We start from the raw sequence: 19,360 nt of genomic DNA on the forward strand, positions 1-19,360 counted from the left end.
TCTTATCTTTACCTTTGCATTTTAGCACACTCTGCATAAAAACGACAGTAAGCGCTTATTCTTATTCGTACAAAGATTTTCGATAATAATTCTCTAGCCGATTACAATCATCTAGCGTTTTTAAGGTTGGAACCGCAGCTAATATGTCGTCTGGAAGCAATTCACCTGATACTTCACATTTGCCATAAAGCCCTTTTTCAATCCTTTCTAGGGTACTTTCCACATCATATAACTCATCCAATATAAATGGTCGAATCAGCTTTGAACTGCGATCATCCATTAATTTTTCCAATAGTTCCTGTCTAGTATTACGGAGTTCGGAATAGAGCTTTTCAACTTTTGCATCCATGTCTGTTCCTCCGTTCATTGATTTTTCTTTAGTATCTCTTAAGATTCTTGTTTAGACACAGGCAAAGTTTTTACAAGGGGAACAACAATTAACGGAGATGGTATTATTTATAAAAAATGAGTCCCTGCAAAAAACAGGGACTCATACGATTATACAAGATGACTATAGTGATTTTGTACGACTTCTGCACAACGTGGACATAAGGTAACGAATTCTTCAACCTTGCCTACCTCAGGTGTAACAATCCAGCAGCGCTCACATGTTTCACCTTCAGCCTTTGTAACAACAATCGCTGTATTTTCAAATTTAACAGCATTTTCAGGAGCATCCTCTAATTTTCCAGCAAGTTCAAAAGCGGAAACAATAAATAGCTGCTCTAAATTCTCATCAATCGACTCAAGCAATTCTTTTACTTGGTCATTTACGTACAACGTGATTTTGGCCGTAAGCGACTTGCCGATTACTTTTTCATTACGGGCTTCTTCTAATGCCTTTAAGACGTCATTACGAAGCTTCATGAATGATGTCCATTTTTCCTCTAAAGCTTTAGCCTTCGGAAGCTCTTCGTACTCTGGCATATCCGTTAACTGGACACTTTCTTCTTTCACTGATGGAATAAAGCCCCAAACCTCGTCAGCCGTATGAGAAAGAATAGGAGCAACCAACTTCGTTAATGCAAGTAAGCTCTCATAAAGAACTGTTTGGATTGCGCGGCGATCCTTATGATCCGTTCCCTCAATATATAAAATATCTTTAGCAAAATCAAGGTAGAAAGCACTTAAATCGAGTGTACAGAAATTGTTAATTGCATGATAAATTCCTGCAAACTCATAATTTTCATAAGCATCACGAACCGTTTTAATCAATTTATTCAGCTTAACAAGCATAAATTGATCCACTTCACGTAAATTTTCATAAGCCACCTTATTTACAGCCGGATCAAAATCATCTAGATTTCCTAGCAAGAAACGGAATGTATTGCGGATTTTCCGGTACACTTCAGCCACTTGCTTTAAAATTGGGTCAGATACCCGGACGTCAGCTTGATAATCAACAGAAGCAACCCATAGTCTTAAAATATCTGCACCAAGCTGGTTCATTACTTTAGCAGGAACAACAACATTTCCAATCGATTTACTCATTTTTCTTCCTTCACCATCAAGAGCAAATCCATGGCTTAAAACTCCTTTATATGGAGCTTTCCCTGTTACAGCAACAGCAGTTGAAAGGGAAGAATTGAACCAGCCGCGATATTGATCAGAGCCTTCAAGATATAAGTCAGCTGGTCTTTGCAGATCATCACGTTCCAAAAGTACAGCTTGATGGGAAGAACCGGAATCGAACCATACATCCATAATATCTGTCTCTTTTGTAAACTTGCCGTTCGGGCTTCCAGCATGTGTGAATCCTTCAGGAAGCAAGTCTTTTGCCTCACGCTCAAACCAAATATTTGACCCGTGTTCACGGAAAAGATTGGAAACATGATCAATTGTCTCATCCGTAATAATTGCATCTCCATTTTCAGCATAGAATACCGGAATTGGTACTCCCCAAGCACGCTGACGGGAAATACACCAATCGCCACGGTCACGAACCATGTTAAATAATCTCGTTTCTCCCCAAGCAGGCACCCATTTTGTTTCCTTTACTGCATCCATAAGGTCATTGCGGAAATCTTTAATGGAAGCAAACCATTGAGCTGTTGCACGGAAGATAACTGGCTTTTTCGTTCGCCAATCATGCGGGTATGAGTGAGTAATGAAGGTGAGCTTTAATAAAGCACCTGCAGCCTCAAGCTTTTCAGTAATCGGCTTATTTGCTTCATCATAGAATAATCCTTCAAAGCCAACTGCTTCTTTTGTCATTACCCCGCGATCATCAACTGGACATAATACATCCAGACCATATTTTTGACCAACATAGAAGTCATCTTCCCCATGTCCTGGTGCTGTGTGAACACATCCAGTTCCAGCATCTGTAGTAACATGTTCTCCAAGCATAACAAGTGAATCTCGTTCGTATAGCGGATGTTTGGCAAGGATATGTTCAAGTTCAGCGCCTTTCACGGTTTTAACCACTTGCGGGTTTTCCCATTCAACCTCTTTTGTTACTGCTGATAATAAATCCTCAGCAACTAGATACTTGCTGTCTTTTTCTTCAACGACAACATAATTAAGTTCAGGGTGAACCGAAATTCCTAAGTTTGCTGGAATCGTCCAAGGTGTTGTTGTCCAAATGACAATTTGCGTATCTGCATCAAGAACATTCTTTCCGTCTGCCACCTTAAATCCAACATAGATAGAAGGAGAACGTTTATCTTTATATTCAATTTCAGCTTCAGCCAAAGCGGATTCAGATGAAGGAGACCAGTAAACAGGCTTTTTCCCTTTATAGATGTAGCCTTTCTTTGCCATATCTCCGAAAACTTTAATTTGCTGTGCTTCATATTCAGGCTTTAAAGTGATATAAGGATTCTCCCAATCTCCTCTCACACCTAAACGTTTAAATTGCGTACGCTGGCTGTCGATTTGTCCATATGCATACTCTTCACATAGCTTACGGAACTCAGCAATCGTCATTTCCTTACGCTTTACTCCTTTATTTGTTAGGGCTTGCTCGATTGGCAGGCCATGCGTATCCCAACCTGGAACATAAGGTGCATTATAGCCAGTCATTGATTTATGACGCACGATGATATCCTTAAGAATCTTGTTTAATGCATGACCCATATGGATATCGCCATTTGCATAAGGAGGTCCATCATGCAGGACAAACATTGGACGGCCTTTCGTATGATCTTGTACCTTCTTGTAAATGTCCATTACTTCCCACTTTGCTTGGATTTCAGGCTCGCGCTTTGGTAAATTCCCTCTCATTGGAAATTCAGTTTTTGGCATTAATAATGTGTCTTTGTAATCCATGTCCATTCCTCCAGTTTTGCTCATTTACTCCATGATTTCCACTTCTCTTCACAATAAAACTTACTGAAAAGTAAATAAAAAAAACCCTCTCATCCCAAAAAGGGACGAGAAGGTTTTATCTCCCGCGGTACCACCCTTGTAGATAGAAATTCAATCTTTTCTATCCGCTCAAGCATTCTTAACGCGAATGAATCGCCTATGCTTAATAATTCATTTGAACGTTCAGCAAGGAACTCAAGGGTGATCTTCCAATATTTTGCTTCTACCGGGCTTTCACCATCCCCGGATCGCTAACAGGCAAATTCATGCACTGCTTAAAGCATATAAATATTGTACTGTCCCTCTCACAGTTCATATTTCTTAATTTACTTTGTTTTAAAAATTATATGCATTTATTTAACATTCGTCAAGCCAATGAATCTTCTTCTTGAGCAGATTTTAATTCAGTTGCATCAAGCTCGTATTCAAGAAGATGATCCCAATCATCATTATTCAGTAAATCTAATTGTGCTTCAATAAGCATTTTAAAACGAGTCCTGAACACCTTTGATTGCTTCTTCAGCTCTTCAATTTCAAGAGCAATCTTTCTTGCCTTTGATAAAGATTCATTTACAATCCGATCAGCATTTTTTTCAGCTTCCTTAATAATGAGCTTTGCTTCTTTTTGAGCATTTCTTCTTACTTCTTCTGCTGCTTCTTGAGCCACGACAATTGATTTGTTTAATGTTTCTTCAATCGTTGTAAAATGGCCAATTCGTTCGTTAAGATCATTAAGCCTTTCTTCTAATTCCTTTTTCTCCCGAATGACAATTTCATAGTCTTTTATCACTTGGTCAAGAAATTCGTTCACTTCGTCTTCATCATAGCCTCGGAATCCTTTGCTGAATTCCTTATTATGAATATCCAACGGTGTTAATGGCATCATGGCCACCTCCCAAAATCCTTCAATTATGTATAGAGCTATTATTCGACAACTTGCAGCAAATTCCTGCAAATTGAAAATAATTTTTATAACAGCAATTCTCCCTAAAATGAAACAAATTAGTATGTTGTATACAAAGGTTGATTTCCGCTTCAGGCTGATCGCTTTCCGCGGGGTGGGCGGTGAGCCTCCTCGGCACATTAGTGCCTGCGGGGTCTCACCTGTCCCACTCATCCCGTAGGAGTCTCTCACCTTCCGCTCCAATCAACTAACATATTTGCATGCAGAGTCAATTAGAGAATGACTAATTGCAACAAATCATTGAAATAGGCAAGATACATGAAAATATCTAAACAAGCCATACTTAAATGTATTCCAAATTGCCAGTAATAGAATTACTTTGCCTTCCCCGCAGTGATTTTCCATTTGTCTTTTTTGGTTTTTCCTTCAATAGAGATGATTTTTGAACGTCCATAGCCCCTGACAGATATCATATCATATTCTTTGCATTCAGAAGCAGGATTTTCGATTAAGCTCCAATTTAATTTTACCAGACCTTGCTGGATAAAACCTTGTGATTTTTGCCTTGATAAATGATAAATAGCTGAAATTACGGTGTCTAATCTCAACGAAGTAGATGTAACAGAAACTTCATGCCAATTTTCTTCTGGCTGAACAGCATTTGCAAGTGGCTGTGCACGTAAACTAACAGATGTTTTCCCAACCGATTCTAATTGCAAGCTTATATAGTCCTCCACATCCTTTGAAACAAAAAACTGAATTCTCCCGTCATGAACAAGAATGTCTCCGAACTTGCCCCTTTTTAATCCTAAAGACATCAAGCTGCCTAGCACTTGCGGATGTTCAAGTGTAATAAATTTACTAGGGTACTCAACTTCAAATAAACAAATCTGATAATCCTCTTCTTCAACTTGAAAATAATCTGGATAAATAATTGCACGTTTTCGTTCTGAAGAGTGTGTACCGCCAAACAGTTCAAATTTCACTTCCGTTTGACTGCCAATGATTGACCTAACAATTTCCTGCTCCCTTGGATCAAGAAAATCGGTTAGCTTTGGTGCATAGGCAGCATCAACTGCATCCTTCCAGTTAAGAACTTGATCAATAAACTCCTTTTCTTCCGGACGGAAATGCTGGTATATCGTCATTCATTCATAAACCCCTTTACAAGCCCAAATAAAGAGGGCCGAGTAAAGCCCTCTTTTATCGTTTAACTTATCCAAACAAATAATTGTCCTAATCCGCTTATTGCAAACTTAAGAACTAAAATCGCAACGATTGGTGAAATATCAATCATGCCAAGTGGAGGAATTATTTTTCTAAACGGCTCTAAATATGGCTCACAAATTCTTGCTAAAAATTGACCAATTACTGATTCTCTTGCACCCGGAAACCATGTCAATAGAATATAAATAATTAATGCCCATGAATAATAGTTAATAATCGTTGCGATAATGTTGAATAATAGTACCATTTAGTGCTACCACCTCGTATTTTCGAAATCTTGCTCTTGCATCATTTGTGAAATATTACCGGAAATTTCAATATTATCAGGAGTACAAAGGAAAATATCTGTACCAATTTTTTGAATATCTCCGCCAATTGCATAGACCGTTCCGCTTAGGAAGTCAACAATTCTTTTTGCTTGATCCTTTTCAATTCTTTGTAAGTTAACGACAACTGCACGTCTATTCTTCAAATGGTCAGCAATATCCTGTGCTTCCGCATAAACGCGCGGTTCGACCAGAACCATTTTGGATGACTTTTGCACACTTTGCAGGCTGACAATATTATTTTTTTGTGCAGGCTGAGCTTTTGGTGATTGTTTAACAGGCTCTAATTCTTCTTCGACGATTTCCTCTTCTTTATAGTCATATTCATCATCTAAGAAGAAAAATGTTTTAAATTTAGATTTGATACTCATTTTTTATCAACCTCCTACTCCTTCTTCACCTACTAAAGCGGTGCCTATTCGTACCATTGTTGCTCCTTCTTCAATGGCAATCGCATAGTCATTTGACATTCCCATTGACAGCTCTGCGCAAGGTGCATACTTAAGTTTTAAATTTTTAATTTTACTCTGTAATTCATTTAGTTTTCGAAAACAGGTACGCAGCACCATTTCATCCTCTGTAAATGGAGCCATTGTCATTAAACCACAAATTCGTATCTTATCATACTTACTTAAGCTCAGTACGAATTCACTTACTTCATCAGGAGATAGCCCTTGCTTTGATTCCTCACCAGAAACATTTACTTGAACAAAGCAATTCGTTACTTTTTCAGCTCTTTTATTTATTTCTTCTGCAAGTGAAATTCGATCAAGTGAGTGAATATAATCGACTTTATCGATAATATTTTTTACTTTTCTTGATTGTAAGGTTCCGATATAATGCCATGTTGGCTTGTCCCTCAGTGCATCCCATTTAGCCAAGAGCCCCTCATCTCGGTTTTCTCCTAAATGGACAACACCAGCTTCAACCGCTTCCTGTGCTCTTTCAATTGTTACATATTTAGTAACAGCAATAATTGTAACATCGTCAGGATGTCTGTTAGACCTCCTACAAGCCATCTCGATGTTTTCTTGAATCTTCTGCAAATTTTCTTCTACCTTCAAACCAGTTAATCCTCCTTCCAGCCGATAAAACCCATCATTCTCCCCGTACTCCCCTTGTCTCTTCGATGGGAGAAAAAATGTTCCTCATGACAGCTGGTACAAAAATTCGATACTTGAATGTTTTTTTCTAACACACCTGCTTGTAAGAGGATCGATTTATTTACTTCTTTTAAATCTAATTCATATTGGTTTTCTTGTATATGATTAAATGGATGCTCCTCAATATTCCCTAGCCTGTTCTTTACTAAAGTAATCACAGGCTCATCTACAATATAACAATTTCGGCATATTGAAGGGCCGATAACTACCTGAACTTCTTTTGCTCCAATACCCTTTGTTTTGTATAATTTCACCATTTCTTCTGCTATTCCATTTACAGTTCCCTTCCATCCTGCATGTGCCACACCAATTGCCCCTGTTTCTCCATGAATGAAAAATAAAGGGACACAATCTGCAAAGCATAGTGTTAATAGGATGTTTTTATTGAAGGTAAAAAAACCGTCTGTGTCCTTGAAGGATTCTTCATAAGATAGGGAGCCTTTTCCCGCATCTTTCATAGCGATCATTTCAATGTTTACCTTATGGGTTTGTTCTGCTCCAACCCAGTTTTCAACTGGAAAACGGAGTGCTTCCGCCATACATTGACGATTTTCTTTCACACTAGTGATAGAATCATTCACATGCAAGCCAAGATTCAAAGTAGAGAAATTTGAATTACTGATGCCGCCATTCTTTGACGTGAATCCCGCAACTAAATTAGGGAATTGATCCATCCATTCCTTTATTAGAAAATATCGAGTATCTTTCAAAATAAATGGTTCCATTGAATAACCCTCGGCTTCCAATTTTTAGCGCAGCGTACCTTCCACAGAATACTACTTTATCAGTGGTAAATCAGATACTTTTCGCTGTTCATATTTTCTTTAGTTTACCATAACAATCATTGACTTCACAGTTTTAAAAGACATATTTATGCATCTTCCTCAGCATTATTCAACATATTATAATCTTTATGCCTCACTAAAATGACATCTTCTCCAATTTTCAGGATATTTTTCCAAGGAATGACAATATCTTCGTCACGTCCAAAAAAGCCCAATACCTTCCCTGCCCCCCCAATGATCACAGCATCTATTTTTCCTGTTTGAATATTTATATCTATATCCCCAATATTTCCTAATTTCTTTCCGTTTGATACGTTCACAACATCTTTCAATTGGAATTCAGAGATTTTAATCATTTCTCGCGCCCCCAGTATTTCATTCTATATAAAATATATGACTACATACGCAAAATTATTGTTAACAAACATATTTTTATTAAGGAAAAACTAAAAGCGGAAGCACCTTGATCATCGCCGTACAAACTGGAGGGGCCTCGACTGAGATAAAGGAGACACGTGAGCGATAGCGAATTGATGTAGACTTATCATAGGGAGGGGACCTGAAGTTTGATAGGCGATAGGAGCTGCAGCTAGACAAAAAAAAGCCGCCAGTCAGGCAGCTTTAGCTTTGGATATTTTTATTCATCTGTTTTATGGCAGCTTTTTCAAGTCTAGACACTTGTGCTTGTGAAATACCGATTTCCTCAGCAACCTCCATTTGTGTTTTCCCTTGGAAAAAACGTTTTCTGAGAATCATTTTTTCCCGATCGTTTAATCTCCTCATCCCTTCTTTTAGAGCAATCTCTTCAATCCACTGGATATCTTTATTTTTTTCATCACTTAATTGATCCATGACATATATCGGATCTCCGCCATCATTATAAATAGGCTCAAATAAAGAGACTGGATCCTGAATTGCATCTAATGCAAAAACAATTTCCTCATGTGGAACATCAAGTTCTTTCGCAATTTCAGCAGCTGTCGGCTCCTTGGATGTTTTACTCATTAATCGTTCTCTTACCTGTAGTGCCTTATAAGCAATATCCCTTAAAGAACGAGAGACTCGAATGGGATTATTATCACGCAAATATCTTCTAATCTCTCCGATAATCATCGGAACAGCATAAGTGGAAAACTTCACGTTTTGACCTAAATCAAAATTATCAATAGATTTCATTAGGCCGATACAGCCGACCTGGAATAGGTCATCAACAAATTCGCCTCTATTGTTAAAACGCTGAATAACACTCAGTACGAGACGTAAATTACCGTTGACGAGTTTTTCCCGCGCGGATATATCCCCCTTATGCATTTGCTTGAAGAGCTCTCTCATTTCTTCGTTTTTCAATACTGGAAGCTTCGAAGTATCAACACCGCAAATTTCTACTTTATTTCGAGTCAATCCTTTTCCCTCCTCACAGGAGCTGCTGTACAAAAAACAGTATTTCCTTGAGAAGGAAAAATATGCACTTGCCTCATTTCACAATTTATAAGAAAACTGAAATAAACATCATAAAATAAGCAGTTTTTCAGTCTTTTTATTTTTAAAAAAATATTTTTGTATCCAAAAAAAATAAAATGGCTTACACCATTTTATTAAACTCCTTCTTTAATCTTTTTATAATTCTTTTTTCCAATCGGGAAATATAAGATTGAGAAATACCAAGCATATCTGCCACATCCTTCTGTGTCTTTTCTTCCCCCGTTCCAAGACCAAAACGAAGCTCCATTATTTGCTTTTCACGGTCAGATAACTGATGCAATGCTTTCGATAGCAGCTTTTTATCCACATTGGCCTCTAAATCCTTCGTGATAATATCCTCATCTGTTCCAAGTACGTCAGATAGCAGAAGTTCATTTCCATCCCAATCTATATTTAAAGGTTCATCAAACGAAACTTCGGAGCGGATTTTATTATTTCTTCTTAGGTACATAAGGATTTCATTTTCAATACATCTTGATGCATATGTAGCAAGCTTTATTTTTTTTTCGGGATTGAAGGTATTGACAGCCTTAATCAATCCAATAGTGCCGATACTTATTAAATCTTCTATATTAATTCCCGTGTTTTCAAATTTCCTCGCAATATAGACAACTAAACGTAAATTTCTTTCGATAAGAATGGACCTGGCTGCCTTATCACCATTTGGGAGTTTTTCTAATAATACTTCCTCTTCTTCTTTGCTTAAAGGAGGAGGCAATGCTTCACTTCCACCAATGTAAAATACTTCATCTGTTTTCAGACCGAGTTTCATTAAAATTTTATACCAATAGTATGAGATGCGAAGCTTTAACCTTTTCATGGTATGTCCTCCTCTGTATAGAAAATAAATAGATAAACTCATTAAGCATGTTTTGCTTCAGCTCTTCTTGTACTTGTTAACATTTTTGGGTGAACGATACACTGAAATGCATCCTCTGGCGATAGCTGCTGTGTAGAAAAAGAAACCAAACCCCTATCCACATGATGTAGCTCCCCTTCTTTTTCGATGAGAATGTTATCCGGTTTTATCGCTATGATTAACTGGTGCTCTTGTCCAAGTACACTGTATGGGATAATCCTCATTCTATTCTCCCAATCAGGTGCTATTTCTTCTGTTCCAAGAATAAATTTATCAGGGGTTTGCGCCATTTCAACTAGATACTTTGGAAAATCTGTTACTCTTTCTCTGATAGAAATGAACATAACAGGCATTTTTGAAATCGGGTCATAGAGCTGATTTCCACTATCAATCAAGCCTTTAAATGAATAGGACACATCATTGATCTGAACAATCACCTTAATTAATGAATCATATTGAATTTTTGTTATTTCAATGGCCTCCACATTGCGTTTAGAAAAATGCCAGGCAATCGGAAACCCTAAAAGAACAAATAGCCAGCTAATCGGATCACCAAATCCTTTTACACTCGCCAATAGAACAGTGGATGAAAGCTTGAAATCAAATTTCACAAAATAATGGACACCTATTAAGGAGCCGCCAATTAAAAAGGTCATTAAATAAAAAGTCATTAAACCTCTTATAAAAAACCGAATTCTTTTATATCCAAAAGAGGTCAATACCATTGCAAATGAAAAAAACAATTTTGTTATCGGATGACCTGCATAGGAATGTAAAGGAGTGATCGATAATAGAATAATTATTGAGCCGACTAATCCCCCTGCAAAAATCCTCCAGAGCCTGACATCTCTTTTTAATATAATTGCTGTTAAATAAAGGAGGAGGCTATCAAATAAGAAATTCAATGCCCAAATTATATCTAAATAAACCTCCAATCTTCTTCCTCCCTTTTGCTATTTCCATAAATCGGATTATGCAAGAATGGATTTATCTTCTATTTTTTTCATCCTATTAATCTGTTAAAAAAAGTATAGCGTACTCCACTAGATGGAGTGTGTCACTTTCTGTAATGAAAACGTTAGAAATTTTCACTATTCTCTTCGGATTTTGTCATTATTTATCTTTTTCATTTGATATAAGTGAATTATTTTATTAAAAGCGTGATGTAAATCACGGTAACGGATTTTTGAATTCACTATAATGACAGGGAAAATAGAAAAAAGGAGTTTTTCAACATGTTAGAACAAAAAACAATTGATATTATTAAAAGTACTGTTCCTGTTTTGGAACAGCATGGAGAAGCGATCACAAAAACGTTCTATGAATTAATGTTCAAAAAACACCCAGAATTATTAAATATTTTTAATCATGCAAATCAAAAACAAGGCCGTCAGCAAAAGGCACTTGCCAGCACAGTTTATGCAGCGGCTAAGTATATTGATCAGCTCGATGCAATAATCCCTGTAGTCACTCAAATCGCTCATAAACACCGTTCATTAGGAATCCAACCAGAGCATTATCCAATCGTTGGCGAGCATTTGTTATTAGCAATTAAAGAGGTTCTTCAAGACGCTGCCACAGAAGAAATTATTGATGCATGGGCAAAAGCTTATAGTGTCATTGCAGATGCGTTTATTGGCGTTGAGAAAGGCATGTACGAGGCAGCTGAAAATCAGCCAGGTGGCTGGAAGGATTTCAAGAATTTCAAAGTAGAAAAAATTGTTCAAGAGAGTGAGTGCATTAAATCTTTTTATTTCAAACCTGCTGATGGGGGAGAAATTACAGATTATACACCAGGACAATATATTAGCCTCAAGCTAACAAATATTCCTGGACAGAAATTCACACATATTCGTCAATATAGTTTATCCACCTCTCCAAATAAAGAATATTATCGTATTTCAGTAAAACGAGAAGATGAAATAAATAATAAACCGGCTGGCATCGTCTCTACCTACTTGCATAATGAAATTCAAGTCGGTGACCTCGTTAAAATTAGTGCTCCTGCTGGCGATTTTGTATTAGAGGAAAACAATGACAAATCCATCTTGCTGCTTAGCGGTGGGGTAGGAATTACACCGATGCTAAGCATGCTTAACCACTTGGCAGATAAGAATAAGAAAACCGTGTTTATACATGCGGCGATCAACGGAAATGTGCATGCATTTTCAAATGAAGTAAAACAAATTGACCTGGCTAACGAGGCTATTACTAGCTATTTCTGCTACGAAAAGCCTACAGATCTTGACAAAGAAGAAAAAAGATTTGATAAAGAAGGATTCATTACAGCGGATTGGATGAAAACAATAGTCAGTGATAAAGAATCAATAGTATATATGTGCGGACCGGTTGTATTTATGCAAGCCATGTTCGAAGCTTTAATAGAAGCAGGATTTAAAAGAGAAAATATTCGCTATGAATTCTTTGGTCCAGCTATGGAATTAAAAGAACCTAAGCATGCGTAAAAAATGCGTAAGTGCCTTGCTAAGCACGGTTGGACCGGGCCATCACAAACGAAATAAAGGTAACACAATGTGCAAATGCGATTCGATGTTGGATTATACTTATCGTTAGATGGAAAGGCAAGTCCAATGGATGCTAAGCTGCTTGCGTTAGACAATACTCAAATTCAAAAATAGTAATACTTATTTTTGTAATAAAAAAGACATGCTCTCCAAAGAGAGCATGTCTTCTTGTATATTAATTTATCTTAGCGTCTTCTATTTCGGTTACGCAAGAATGTTGGGATATCTAATGTTTCATCAGCTTGTTGAGAAGGAGTATTTCTCACTGGTTCATGTGAAATTTCTTCTCTCTTTTGCTCACGCTTCACAGTTCCCATTGGATTTTGCTTTGGTTGTTGCCCAAATGAAGGTCTTGTCTGCTGTTTGACCTGTACTACGTCCTCATTAAATCCTGTTGCGATAACTGTTACAACAATTTCATCATTTAAGTCCTCATTAATAACAGACCCAAAGATCATGTTAACATCCTGATCAGATGCTGTAGCTACAATATCTGCTGCTTCTTGAACTTCATATAGGCTTAAGTTCGTACCGCCTGTTATGTTCATTAGTACCCCTTGAGCACCATCAATTGACTTTTCAAGTAATGGAGAGGAAATAGCTTTCTTTGCTGCTTCAGCTGCACGATTTTCACCTGCAGCAATCCCAATACCCATGAGGGCTGATCCCTGGTTCGACATTATTGTTTTTACATCGGCAAAATCAAGATTGATCAATCCTGGAGTCGCAATCAAATCAGAGATCCCTTGTACCCCTTGACGAAGGACATTATCAGCTTCACGAAAAGCTTCCAACATCGGCGTGCTTTTATCAACAATTTCTAATAATCGATCATTAGGGATAACAATAAGTGTGTCTACCGCTTCCTTCATAGAAGCAATTCCACCCGCGGCCTGTGTTGAACGTTTACGGCCTTCAAAAGTGAATGGACGGGTAACAACACCTACTGTCAAAGCACCTAAATCACGGGCGATTTGGGCAATAACAGGAGCCGCACCTGTTCCTGTTCCGCCACCCATTCCAGCAGTAACGAAAACCATGTCTGCCCCTTTTAACGCTTCTTCAATTTGCTCTTTGCTCTCTTCTGCAGCTTTTTTTCCAACTTCAGGGTTAGCACCCGCTCCTAGACCTCGAGTTAGCTTTCCGCCAATTTGCATTTTAATTTCTGCTTTTGATAGATTTAAAGCTTGTGCATCCGTATTAACGGCTATGAATTCTACACCTTGTACACCATGTTCAATCATTCGGTTAACCGCGTTGTTACCGCCGCCGCCAACGCCGATGACTTTTATCGTTGCTAATGAATCTAAATTAGTATCAAATTCCAACATGACAAATCCTCCTAATTCGTCGATGTTCCTAAAGAACACCATTTTTACTCAAAAAAGTATCCAAGGAACTTCTTCACTCTTGATGTAATTTTTTCTTCCGGTTGTTTTTCCGGCTTTGTTTTCGGTTGCGGTTGTTTTTGTACACGTTTTTCTTTCATTTCCTGAGTATTGGCAGGGGCTGGTCCTCCCATTTTTCTACCTTGCAGCTTTGCATTTTTATACGCAAATTTAATGAGTCCTACAGCCGTTGTATATTGAGGCTCTCTCACACCAATATAATCCGGAATTGCAATACGAACCCGATTTTGGAAAACATCCTGTGCTAATTCAAGTATTCCTTGAGTGTTTGCCACCCCGCCTGACAATACATACCCTCCAGGCAAATCATGGGTACCTAAACGTCTTATTTCATTTTGGATGAGATCAAAGATTTCTTCCATTCTTGCTTCGATAATATCGGAGATTTCCAGCTGATTAAATTGCTGATGCTGGTCACTGCCGATAATTGGAACGCTAAAGACTTCATCTTCAGATGCATGGTCATAGAAAGCATATCCATATTTCGTTTTTATTTTTTCTGCATCCTCTGTAGACGTGCGAAGGCCAATCGATAAATCTTTTGTAATATGATCCCCGCCAACAGGTAAGACACTTGTAGCTTTAAGAATTCCTTGCTCAAACAGTGCAATAGTCGTTGATCCACCACCAATATCAACAAGGGCAACACCAAGATTTTTTTCATCCTTGGACAATGCATATGCCCCTGCAGCTAAAGGCTGAAGTGTAATATCAATAATCTCCAGACCAGCGCGTTCAACACAGCGTAATGTATTATGTAATATTGTCTTCGATCCGGTAATGATCGTTCCTTCCATTTCTAAACGGACACCTATCATCCCGCGAGGATCATTAATTTCATCTAGCCCATCGACAATAAATTGCCTAGGAATAACATCAATAATATCTCTTTCTGGTGGAATGGAAACGACTTGTGCTGCATCAATAACTCTAGCAACATCCTCGTTAGATATTTCCCTATTCTCACTAGAGACTGCAACTACACCATGTGAAGGCTGAAGCATAACATGATTCCCGGTAATACCAACTATTACACTAGTAATTTCCATTCCTATCATTCTCTCAGCCTGTTCAATTGCTTTCCTTATCGAATGAACGGTTTCATCTATATCAACAATGGATCCTTTTCTTAAACCTTCGGACTTCACACTGCCGACACCAATAATATTTAAAGAGTCATTGACCATTTCTCCAATGATAACCTTTACACTGGATGTACCGATGTCAAGACTTACATATATTTCATTGTTGTTCATTCTCTGGCACCTCCTTTAGCATTCAATAACTTAAACATTTTTATCATTTAATTATATAACGTCATGTGAAGTTACAATCTAACATCAATAATTGAGCCTAATCAAACAAGTTCTAGTACGAAAGGGAAAGGATGGAGTCAAAAAAATTGGAGTTTTTCTTCCCAACGAAGCTCCCCTCTTTTCCCTATACTAATTTAATTAATTTATAAAATTCGTCAAAACTATCCTATTTCCCTTTAAAATAATTAATTTTTTTCTGTTTTTTCCTTATTTACAGTCCATTTCGTTAATAATATTCTTCTAATTACTGCAATATTTTGGAATAATCTCACCCCAAATGCAAATACTGCAGCTAAATATAAGTCTACACCAAGATGGACACCTAGAAAAGCCAAACTTGCTGCAAGAACAATATTAAAAAAGAAACCTGAGACAAAAACTTTTTCATCATATATGTTTTGCAGTTGAGCCCTTATTCCTCCAAAGAGAGTGTCAAGGCCGGCAAGCACAGCAATCGATAAGTAATTTGCGTACTCCTCAGATACTTTTATATCTGTAAATAACCCAAGAATCACACCAATAATCAAGCCTAACACAGGAAGCCACATTAAGAATTGCCTCCTTTTTCAGGATCCACAGGCTTCATATCCCTAATTCTAATTGAATTTTGATAGGCGGGAATTGTTATTCTTCCTTCTGGTTTTATAACTTTCACCCGTAAATTGTCAACAAAAAATTCGTCAGCTGATTTTGAAACTTGCATCCTGTTGTATAATTTCTCAGCCCCCTTCGCATCTTCAGCAATCACCAGTATTTCAAATGGCAGTTTCTTAATCGAATGTCCATCAATTTTTGTTTCATTATTTATATCACGGATAACAGTCGTATTGATAAGACGTTGATTGTCTATCGCTATATGTGATGCTTCATACATATTCAGTTCATTTACTAATCTTTTCAATAAATCAGGAGATACATTGGATACAGTTTTACCAATAAGTAAATCTTCCATGACAGGCTCAATTGATAAAATAATCCCATATCCAGTCACTTCTGTTAGTCCTGCCTCTACCTTTAATTCCTCTAATGTGTCTCTTAAAACTTGCTCCTTGCTATGTTTTAGCTCCGTTTCATACTGGGCAATTTTTGCTTCATGTGATTGAACTTCACGGATAAGCTTAAGCTGAAGCTCATTTTCTTTCAAAATGTCATCACGAAGCTGCCATGTATCACGAGTATCACGGACTTCCGGCTCCTTTACCGTTCGAAACTGAATTGCAATCATAAAACCTATAACGACAGCAATAAGAGTAAAACTAAAATTTTTTTTCTTTTTGTCCACGTTTTTCACCTTGCTTTCCAAACTTTATTTAAAAAGTGGACGTTAACTATGTATGGGGTCAAAAAGGGAAGCTTCTCCCTGGGAAATAACTTGCCCTTTCAATTAAGAGGCCTGTAATAATGGCTCCATTATGACTTCAGCTTTTTCTTCTAAAGTAAATTGGATATTCTCATTTACTAAAGAATCCTTCACCCCTCCAGTTAAATTTAATGCAGAAGATAAAACTTCAGCATCTCCAATAGCCGATATTACAAAGGGAGCTGGGTGCTGATAACCGTCAATTTCAATTACAGGACCATTGCATAAAATATAGGAATTATGAGTAAGCCTTTGCCCATTAATAGCAATGGCTGATGCACCAGAAATATACAGTTCATTTATAACCTTAAAAACATGCTGTTCATGAACAATATAATTATTAATATTTTCTTCATCTGGGTTATAGGCTCCATCCGAAAGAGTGACTTCTACCCCTTGACCCTTCACATCAATTTTCCCAAGATACATTCTTAGTTTCTCTGCATCTTCCGCAAGATTAAAATAAACTTGGGCTTCTTGAGATAATTCATTTTCAATTTCACGAACCTGCTCTTGTTTCTCGTGCAGTTCCTTTTGTAATGTGAGATTTTTTTTCTCCAAATCAACCAATTGATTTCGGAGCTCCAAATCTCTATCCCACTGTTTTCCTGTAATAGCAGTATTCTCTCCTTCACTTTTCGTCACATGATAAGAAAAAGCAATAATATAGCCGAGAACAAGAAAAACGAGAGAAAATATTACATGATTACCCTTCACCTTCAGTTTCTTCTTCATCTTTATTTTCATCAGCTCCCTCTTGTTCATAAGCTTTAAAATAAGAGCCGACCTCTATGTCAATAACGCCCTCTTTAGCAGGGTCTAATTGACTTACGATGGAAGGATAATGAGCCATTTTTTCTGAAAAGCTTCTAATTGTTGCACTTACCTCAAATCCATCATTCATAAAAAGAGTGACATGATAGGTATCCGTCTCTTTCGGGGAATGATGAATTTCTGAAATAGTATTAAATACTTCATCTGGCAATATTCCCAATTCTTCAATCATTTCATTCAGGACATTTCCTTCAGAAAATCCAATAAGAATCGGTGCATTCGCTGGAATCCCCTCATTCTCGCCAGTCCCCTTCAATATTTTCCCATTTTCATTCACTGGTAAATAATGCTTGTCCTTTTTTATGTAGGCAATCCGTTTATATTCCCTTATAGTGATCGAAACGGTATTCGGTAAATCAACTTTGACAGCAGCAGCTTTAATTTCAGGAAGCTTCTTTAGTTTCTCCTCAACTATTTTTTCTTTCACCTTCCAAATATTTGTACTTTTTGAAAGGCCAGCTGCTTCAAGCAGCTCATGGTCACTATAAAAAGAATTTCCTAAAACTTCAATTTTATGTACATGGCTTAAAGGTGATTGGAAATATACGATAAAAACAATAATTGAAAAGAACAGAAGCAGTAAAAAAACAAGTCTTCTATTTGCTTTTTTTCGCCTTTGTTGTTTAAGTTTAGGAATTCGATCCTCAAGAGAGACAACTTTCCCATTTTCCATTCCATTTCACCTCAAGACCTTACAAAATTGCTTGTCCGATTATTGCATTCTAAAAACGAGCATATGCCTTTAGGATGCAATAATTGAGAAAATAACGGCACGTTCATACATGCCGCATTTATTCAAAAAATCTAGGATCATTAGAGTATAATTATATCACAAGAAATGGAATAAGTAAGGATTATTTCCCGTTACTTTCGACCGATTATTTCCACTTCAGTATGCATTTCAATCTGATATAATTCATAAATTTTTTCCTTTATATAACGAATTAATGACAATATATCCTGTGCTGTTGCATTGCCTGTATTGACAATGAAATTTCCGTGCATATCGGAAATTTTTGCTCCTCCGATTGAATACCCCTTTAATCCAGCATCCTGAACAAGCTTCCCAGCGTGATTTGGCAGAGGATTTCTAAATATGCTGCCAGCACATGGGAAATTCCAAGGCTGTGTTTCTTTACGATATTCTTTGTTTTTTTGCATTTCTGAGAAAATAACATCTTTGTCTCCTGATTGCAGCTGGAAAACAGCTTCTAGAACAACACCGGGACGTTTCTTTTGGAGCACAGAGGTTCGATACGAAAACATCATCTCTTTATTTGAAAGCCATTCTACTTTTCCGTTCTCAAATAGAATGAGCGCCTTTGTTAATATATTTGAAATATCAGATCCATGTGCACCCGCATTCATAAAGACGGCTCCACCTACGGAGCCAGGGATTCCACTAGCAAATTCTAGTCCACTCAGCCCTTGTCTGCTCAGCTGTGTAGATAGACTAACTAAAGAATAACCACTACCTGCCTTCACTTCGGTTCCGTTTACCGCAAGGCCGGACATTCCTCGTCCAAGTTTAATTACTGCACCTTCTATCCCTAAATCTGACACAAGAAGATTCGACCCTCTGCCAATCGCTGTCCATTTCACGTTATATTCATTTATTAAATCCATTGTTTTAATCATATTTTCAATTGAGGATGGTTCAATGAATATATCAGCTGGACCACCTATCTTCATTGTTGTATGATTAGCTAATAGTTCATTTTCCTTCACAATGCCAATATTTAATTCTTGGAGCTTTGTAATAAACTCATTCACAAATATCTCCCCGCCCTTCCAAAATCAATAAATAATACTATTTTATGCATTTATACATATGAGGGCTACTGCCCTCCTATGCAATCTC

General features: G+C 37.3%; 20 protein-coding genes and 1 other annotated feature. Of the genes, 1 reads left to right on the forward strand and 19 read right to left on the reverse strand.

Translation table 11 applies throughout. The annotated features are described in order from the left end of the window. Nucleotides 1–61 precede the first annotated feature (61 nt). The 12 genes from FI644_RS25180 to spoIIGA form a co-directional block, all read right to left on the reverse strand. A complete protein-coding gene (locus tag FI644_RS25180; protein WP_053475595.1) occupies nt 62–349 on the reverse strand; it encodes a hypothetical protein in 288 nt (95 codons plus the stop codon). A 149-nt stretch (nt 350–498) separates the two neighbouring features. Next, nucleotides 499–3,270 (reverse strand): isoleucine--tRNA ligase, encoded by a 2,772-nt coding sequence (gene ileS, locus FI644_RS25185; RefSeq protein ID WP_142108949.1) that lies wholly within the window; start codon nt 3,268–3,270, stop codon nt 499–501. A 97-nt stretch (nt 3,271–3,367) separates the two neighbouring features. Continuing rightward, nucleotides 3,368–3,627 (reverse strand) — a binding site (T-box leader). 49 nt (nt 3,628–3,676) lie between these two features. After that, a complete protein-coding gene (locus tag FI644_RS25190) occupies nt 3,677–4,192 on the reverse strand; it encodes a DivIVA domain-containing protein (RefSeq protein WP_053475593.1) in 516 nt (171 codons plus the stop codon). 395 nt (nt 4,193–4,587) lie between these two features. Continuing rightward, nucleotides 4,588–5,361: a YlmH family RNA-binding protein gene (locus tag FI644_RS25195; protein WP_053475592.1), complete on the reverse strand. Its 774-nt coding sequence runs from the start codon at nt 5,359–5,361 to the stop codon at nt 4,588–4,590. A 62-nt stretch (nt 5,362–5,423) separates the two neighbouring features. Next, nucleotides 5,424–5,687 carry a YggT family protein gene (locus FI644_RS25200; protein WP_056684046.1) on the reverse strand — a complete coding sequence of 88 codons (264 nt, stop codon included), beginning with the start codon at nt 5,685–5,687 and terminating at the stop codon, nt 5,424–5,426. A 6-nt stretch (nt 5,688–5,693) separates the two neighbouring features. Continuing rightward, on the reverse strand, nt 5,694–6,137 hold the full coding sequence (locus FI644_RS25205) for a cell division protein SepF (protein WP_053475590.1): 444 nt from the start codon (nt 6,135–6,137) through the stop codon (nt 5,694–5,696). Nucleotides 6,138–6,143: 6 nt separating this feature from the next. Further along, entirely contained in the window at nt 6,144–6,830 is a 687-nt protein-coding gene (locus FI644_RS25210; RefSeq protein ID WP_056684044.1) for a YggS family pyridoxal phosphate-dependent enzyme, read from the reverse strand. A gap of 5 nt (nt 6,831–6,835) precedes the next feature. Beyond that, a complete protein-coding gene (gene pgeF, locus FI644_RS25215) occupies nt 6,836–7,654 on the reverse strand; it encodes a peptidoglycan editing factor PgeF (protein ID WP_053475588.1) in 819 nt (272 codons plus the stop codon). 146 nt (nt 7,655–7,800) lie between these two features. After that, nucleotides 7,801–8,070, reverse strand: a complete 270-nt coding sequence (locus tag FI644_RS25220) for a YlmC/YmxH family sporulation protein (protein ID WP_053475587.1) — start codon at nt 8,068–8,070, stop codon at nt 7,801–7,803. A 265-nt stretch (nt 8,071–8,335) separates the two neighbouring features. Then, complete coding sequence (sigG, locus tag FI644_RS25225) at nt 8,336–9,115, reverse strand: RNA polymerase sporulation sigma factor SigG (protein ID WP_053475586.1); 780 nt, start codon at nt 9,113–9,115, stop codon at nt 8,336–8,338. Between the two features lie 181 nt (nt 9,116–9,296). After that, nucleotides 9,297–10,016, reverse strand: a complete 720-nt coding sequence (gene sigE, locus FI644_RS25230; protein WP_053475585.1) for an RNA polymerase sporulation sigma factor SigE — start codon at nt 10,014–10,016, stop codon at nt 9,297–9,299. Between the two features lie 41 nt (nt 10,017–10,057). Continuing rightward, nucleotides 10,058–10,990, reverse strand: coding sequence for a sigma-E processing peptidase SpoIIGA (gene spoIIGA / locus FI644_RS25235; protein ID WP_056684041.1), 933 nt, complete (start codon nt 10,988–10,990; stop codon nt 10,058–10,060). A gap of 300 nt (nt 10,991–11,290) precedes the next feature. Here spoIIGA and hmpA point away from each other — a divergent pair, with 300 nt between their 5' ends. Continuing rightward, entirely contained in the window at nt 11,291–12,520 is a 1,230-nt protein-coding gene (gene hmpA / locus FI644_RS25240; protein ID WP_053475583.1) for an NO-inducible flavohemoprotein, read from the forward strand. 245 nt (nt 12,521–12,765) lie between these two features. On the opposite strand, the gene ftsZ is transcribed toward hmpA, so the two are convergent. From ftsZ to murB, 7 genes are all read right to left on the reverse strand, one after another. Continuing rightward, nucleotides 12,766–13,911, reverse strand: coding sequence for a cell division protein FtsZ (gene ftsZ / locus FI644_RS25245; RefSeq protein WP_053475582.1), 1,146 nt, complete (start codon nt 13,909–13,911; stop codon nt 12,766–12,768). Nucleotides 13,912–13,955: 44 nt separating this feature from the next. Beyond that, on the reverse strand, nt 13,956–15,245 hold the full coding sequence (ftsA, locus tag FI644_RS25250; protein ID WP_056684038.1) for a cell division protein FtsA: 1,290 nt from the start codon (nt 15,243–15,245) through the stop codon (nt 13,956–13,958). Between the two features lie 245 nt (nt 15,246–15,490). Further along, the gene (locus tag FI644_RS25255; RefSeq protein ID WP_053475580.1) at nt 15,491–15,853 is read right to left on the reverse strand and encodes a small basic family protein; all 363 of its coding nucleotides are present in this window, start codon (nt 15,851–15,853) and stop codon (nt 15,491–15,493) included. After that, on the reverse strand, nt 15,853–16,587 hold the full coding sequence (locus tag FI644_RS25260) for a DUF881 domain-containing protein (RefSeq protein ID WP_053475579.1): 735 nt from the start codon (nt 16,585–16,587) through the stop codon (nt 15,853–15,855). The genes FI644_RS25255 and FI644_RS25260 overlap by 1 nt, the downstream gene beginning before the upstream one ends. A 102-nt stretch (nt 16,588–16,689) precedes the next feature. Next, entirely contained in the window at nt 16,690–17,412 is a 723-nt protein-coding gene (locus FI644_RS25265) for a DUF881 domain-containing protein (protein WP_231690050.1), read from the reverse strand. Further along, nucleotides 17,372–18,172 carry a cell division protein FtsQ/DivIB gene (locus FI644_RS25270; RefSeq protein ID WP_053475577.1) on the reverse strand — a complete coding sequence of 267 codons (801 nt, stop codon included), beginning with the start codon at nt 18,170–18,172 and terminating at the stop codon, nt 17,372–17,374. The genes FI644_RS25265 and FI644_RS25270 overlap by 41 nt, the downstream gene beginning before the upstream one ends. A 191-nt stretch (nt 18,173–18,363) precedes the next feature. Continuing rightward, a complete protein-coding gene (gene murB / locus FI644_RS25275) occupies nt 18,364–19,272 on the reverse strand; it encodes a UDP-N-acetylmuramate dehydrogenase (protein ID WP_142108950.1) in 909 nt (302 codons plus the stop codon). Between the last annotated feature and the right edge of the window lie 88 nt (nt 19,273–19,360).

It is taken from the genome of Cytobacillus solani (assembly GCF_006704205.1).
In the GTDB taxonomy this organism is placed as follows: domain Bacteria; phylum Bacillota; class Bacilli; order Bacillales; family Cytobacillaceae; genus Cytobacillus; species Cytobacillus solani.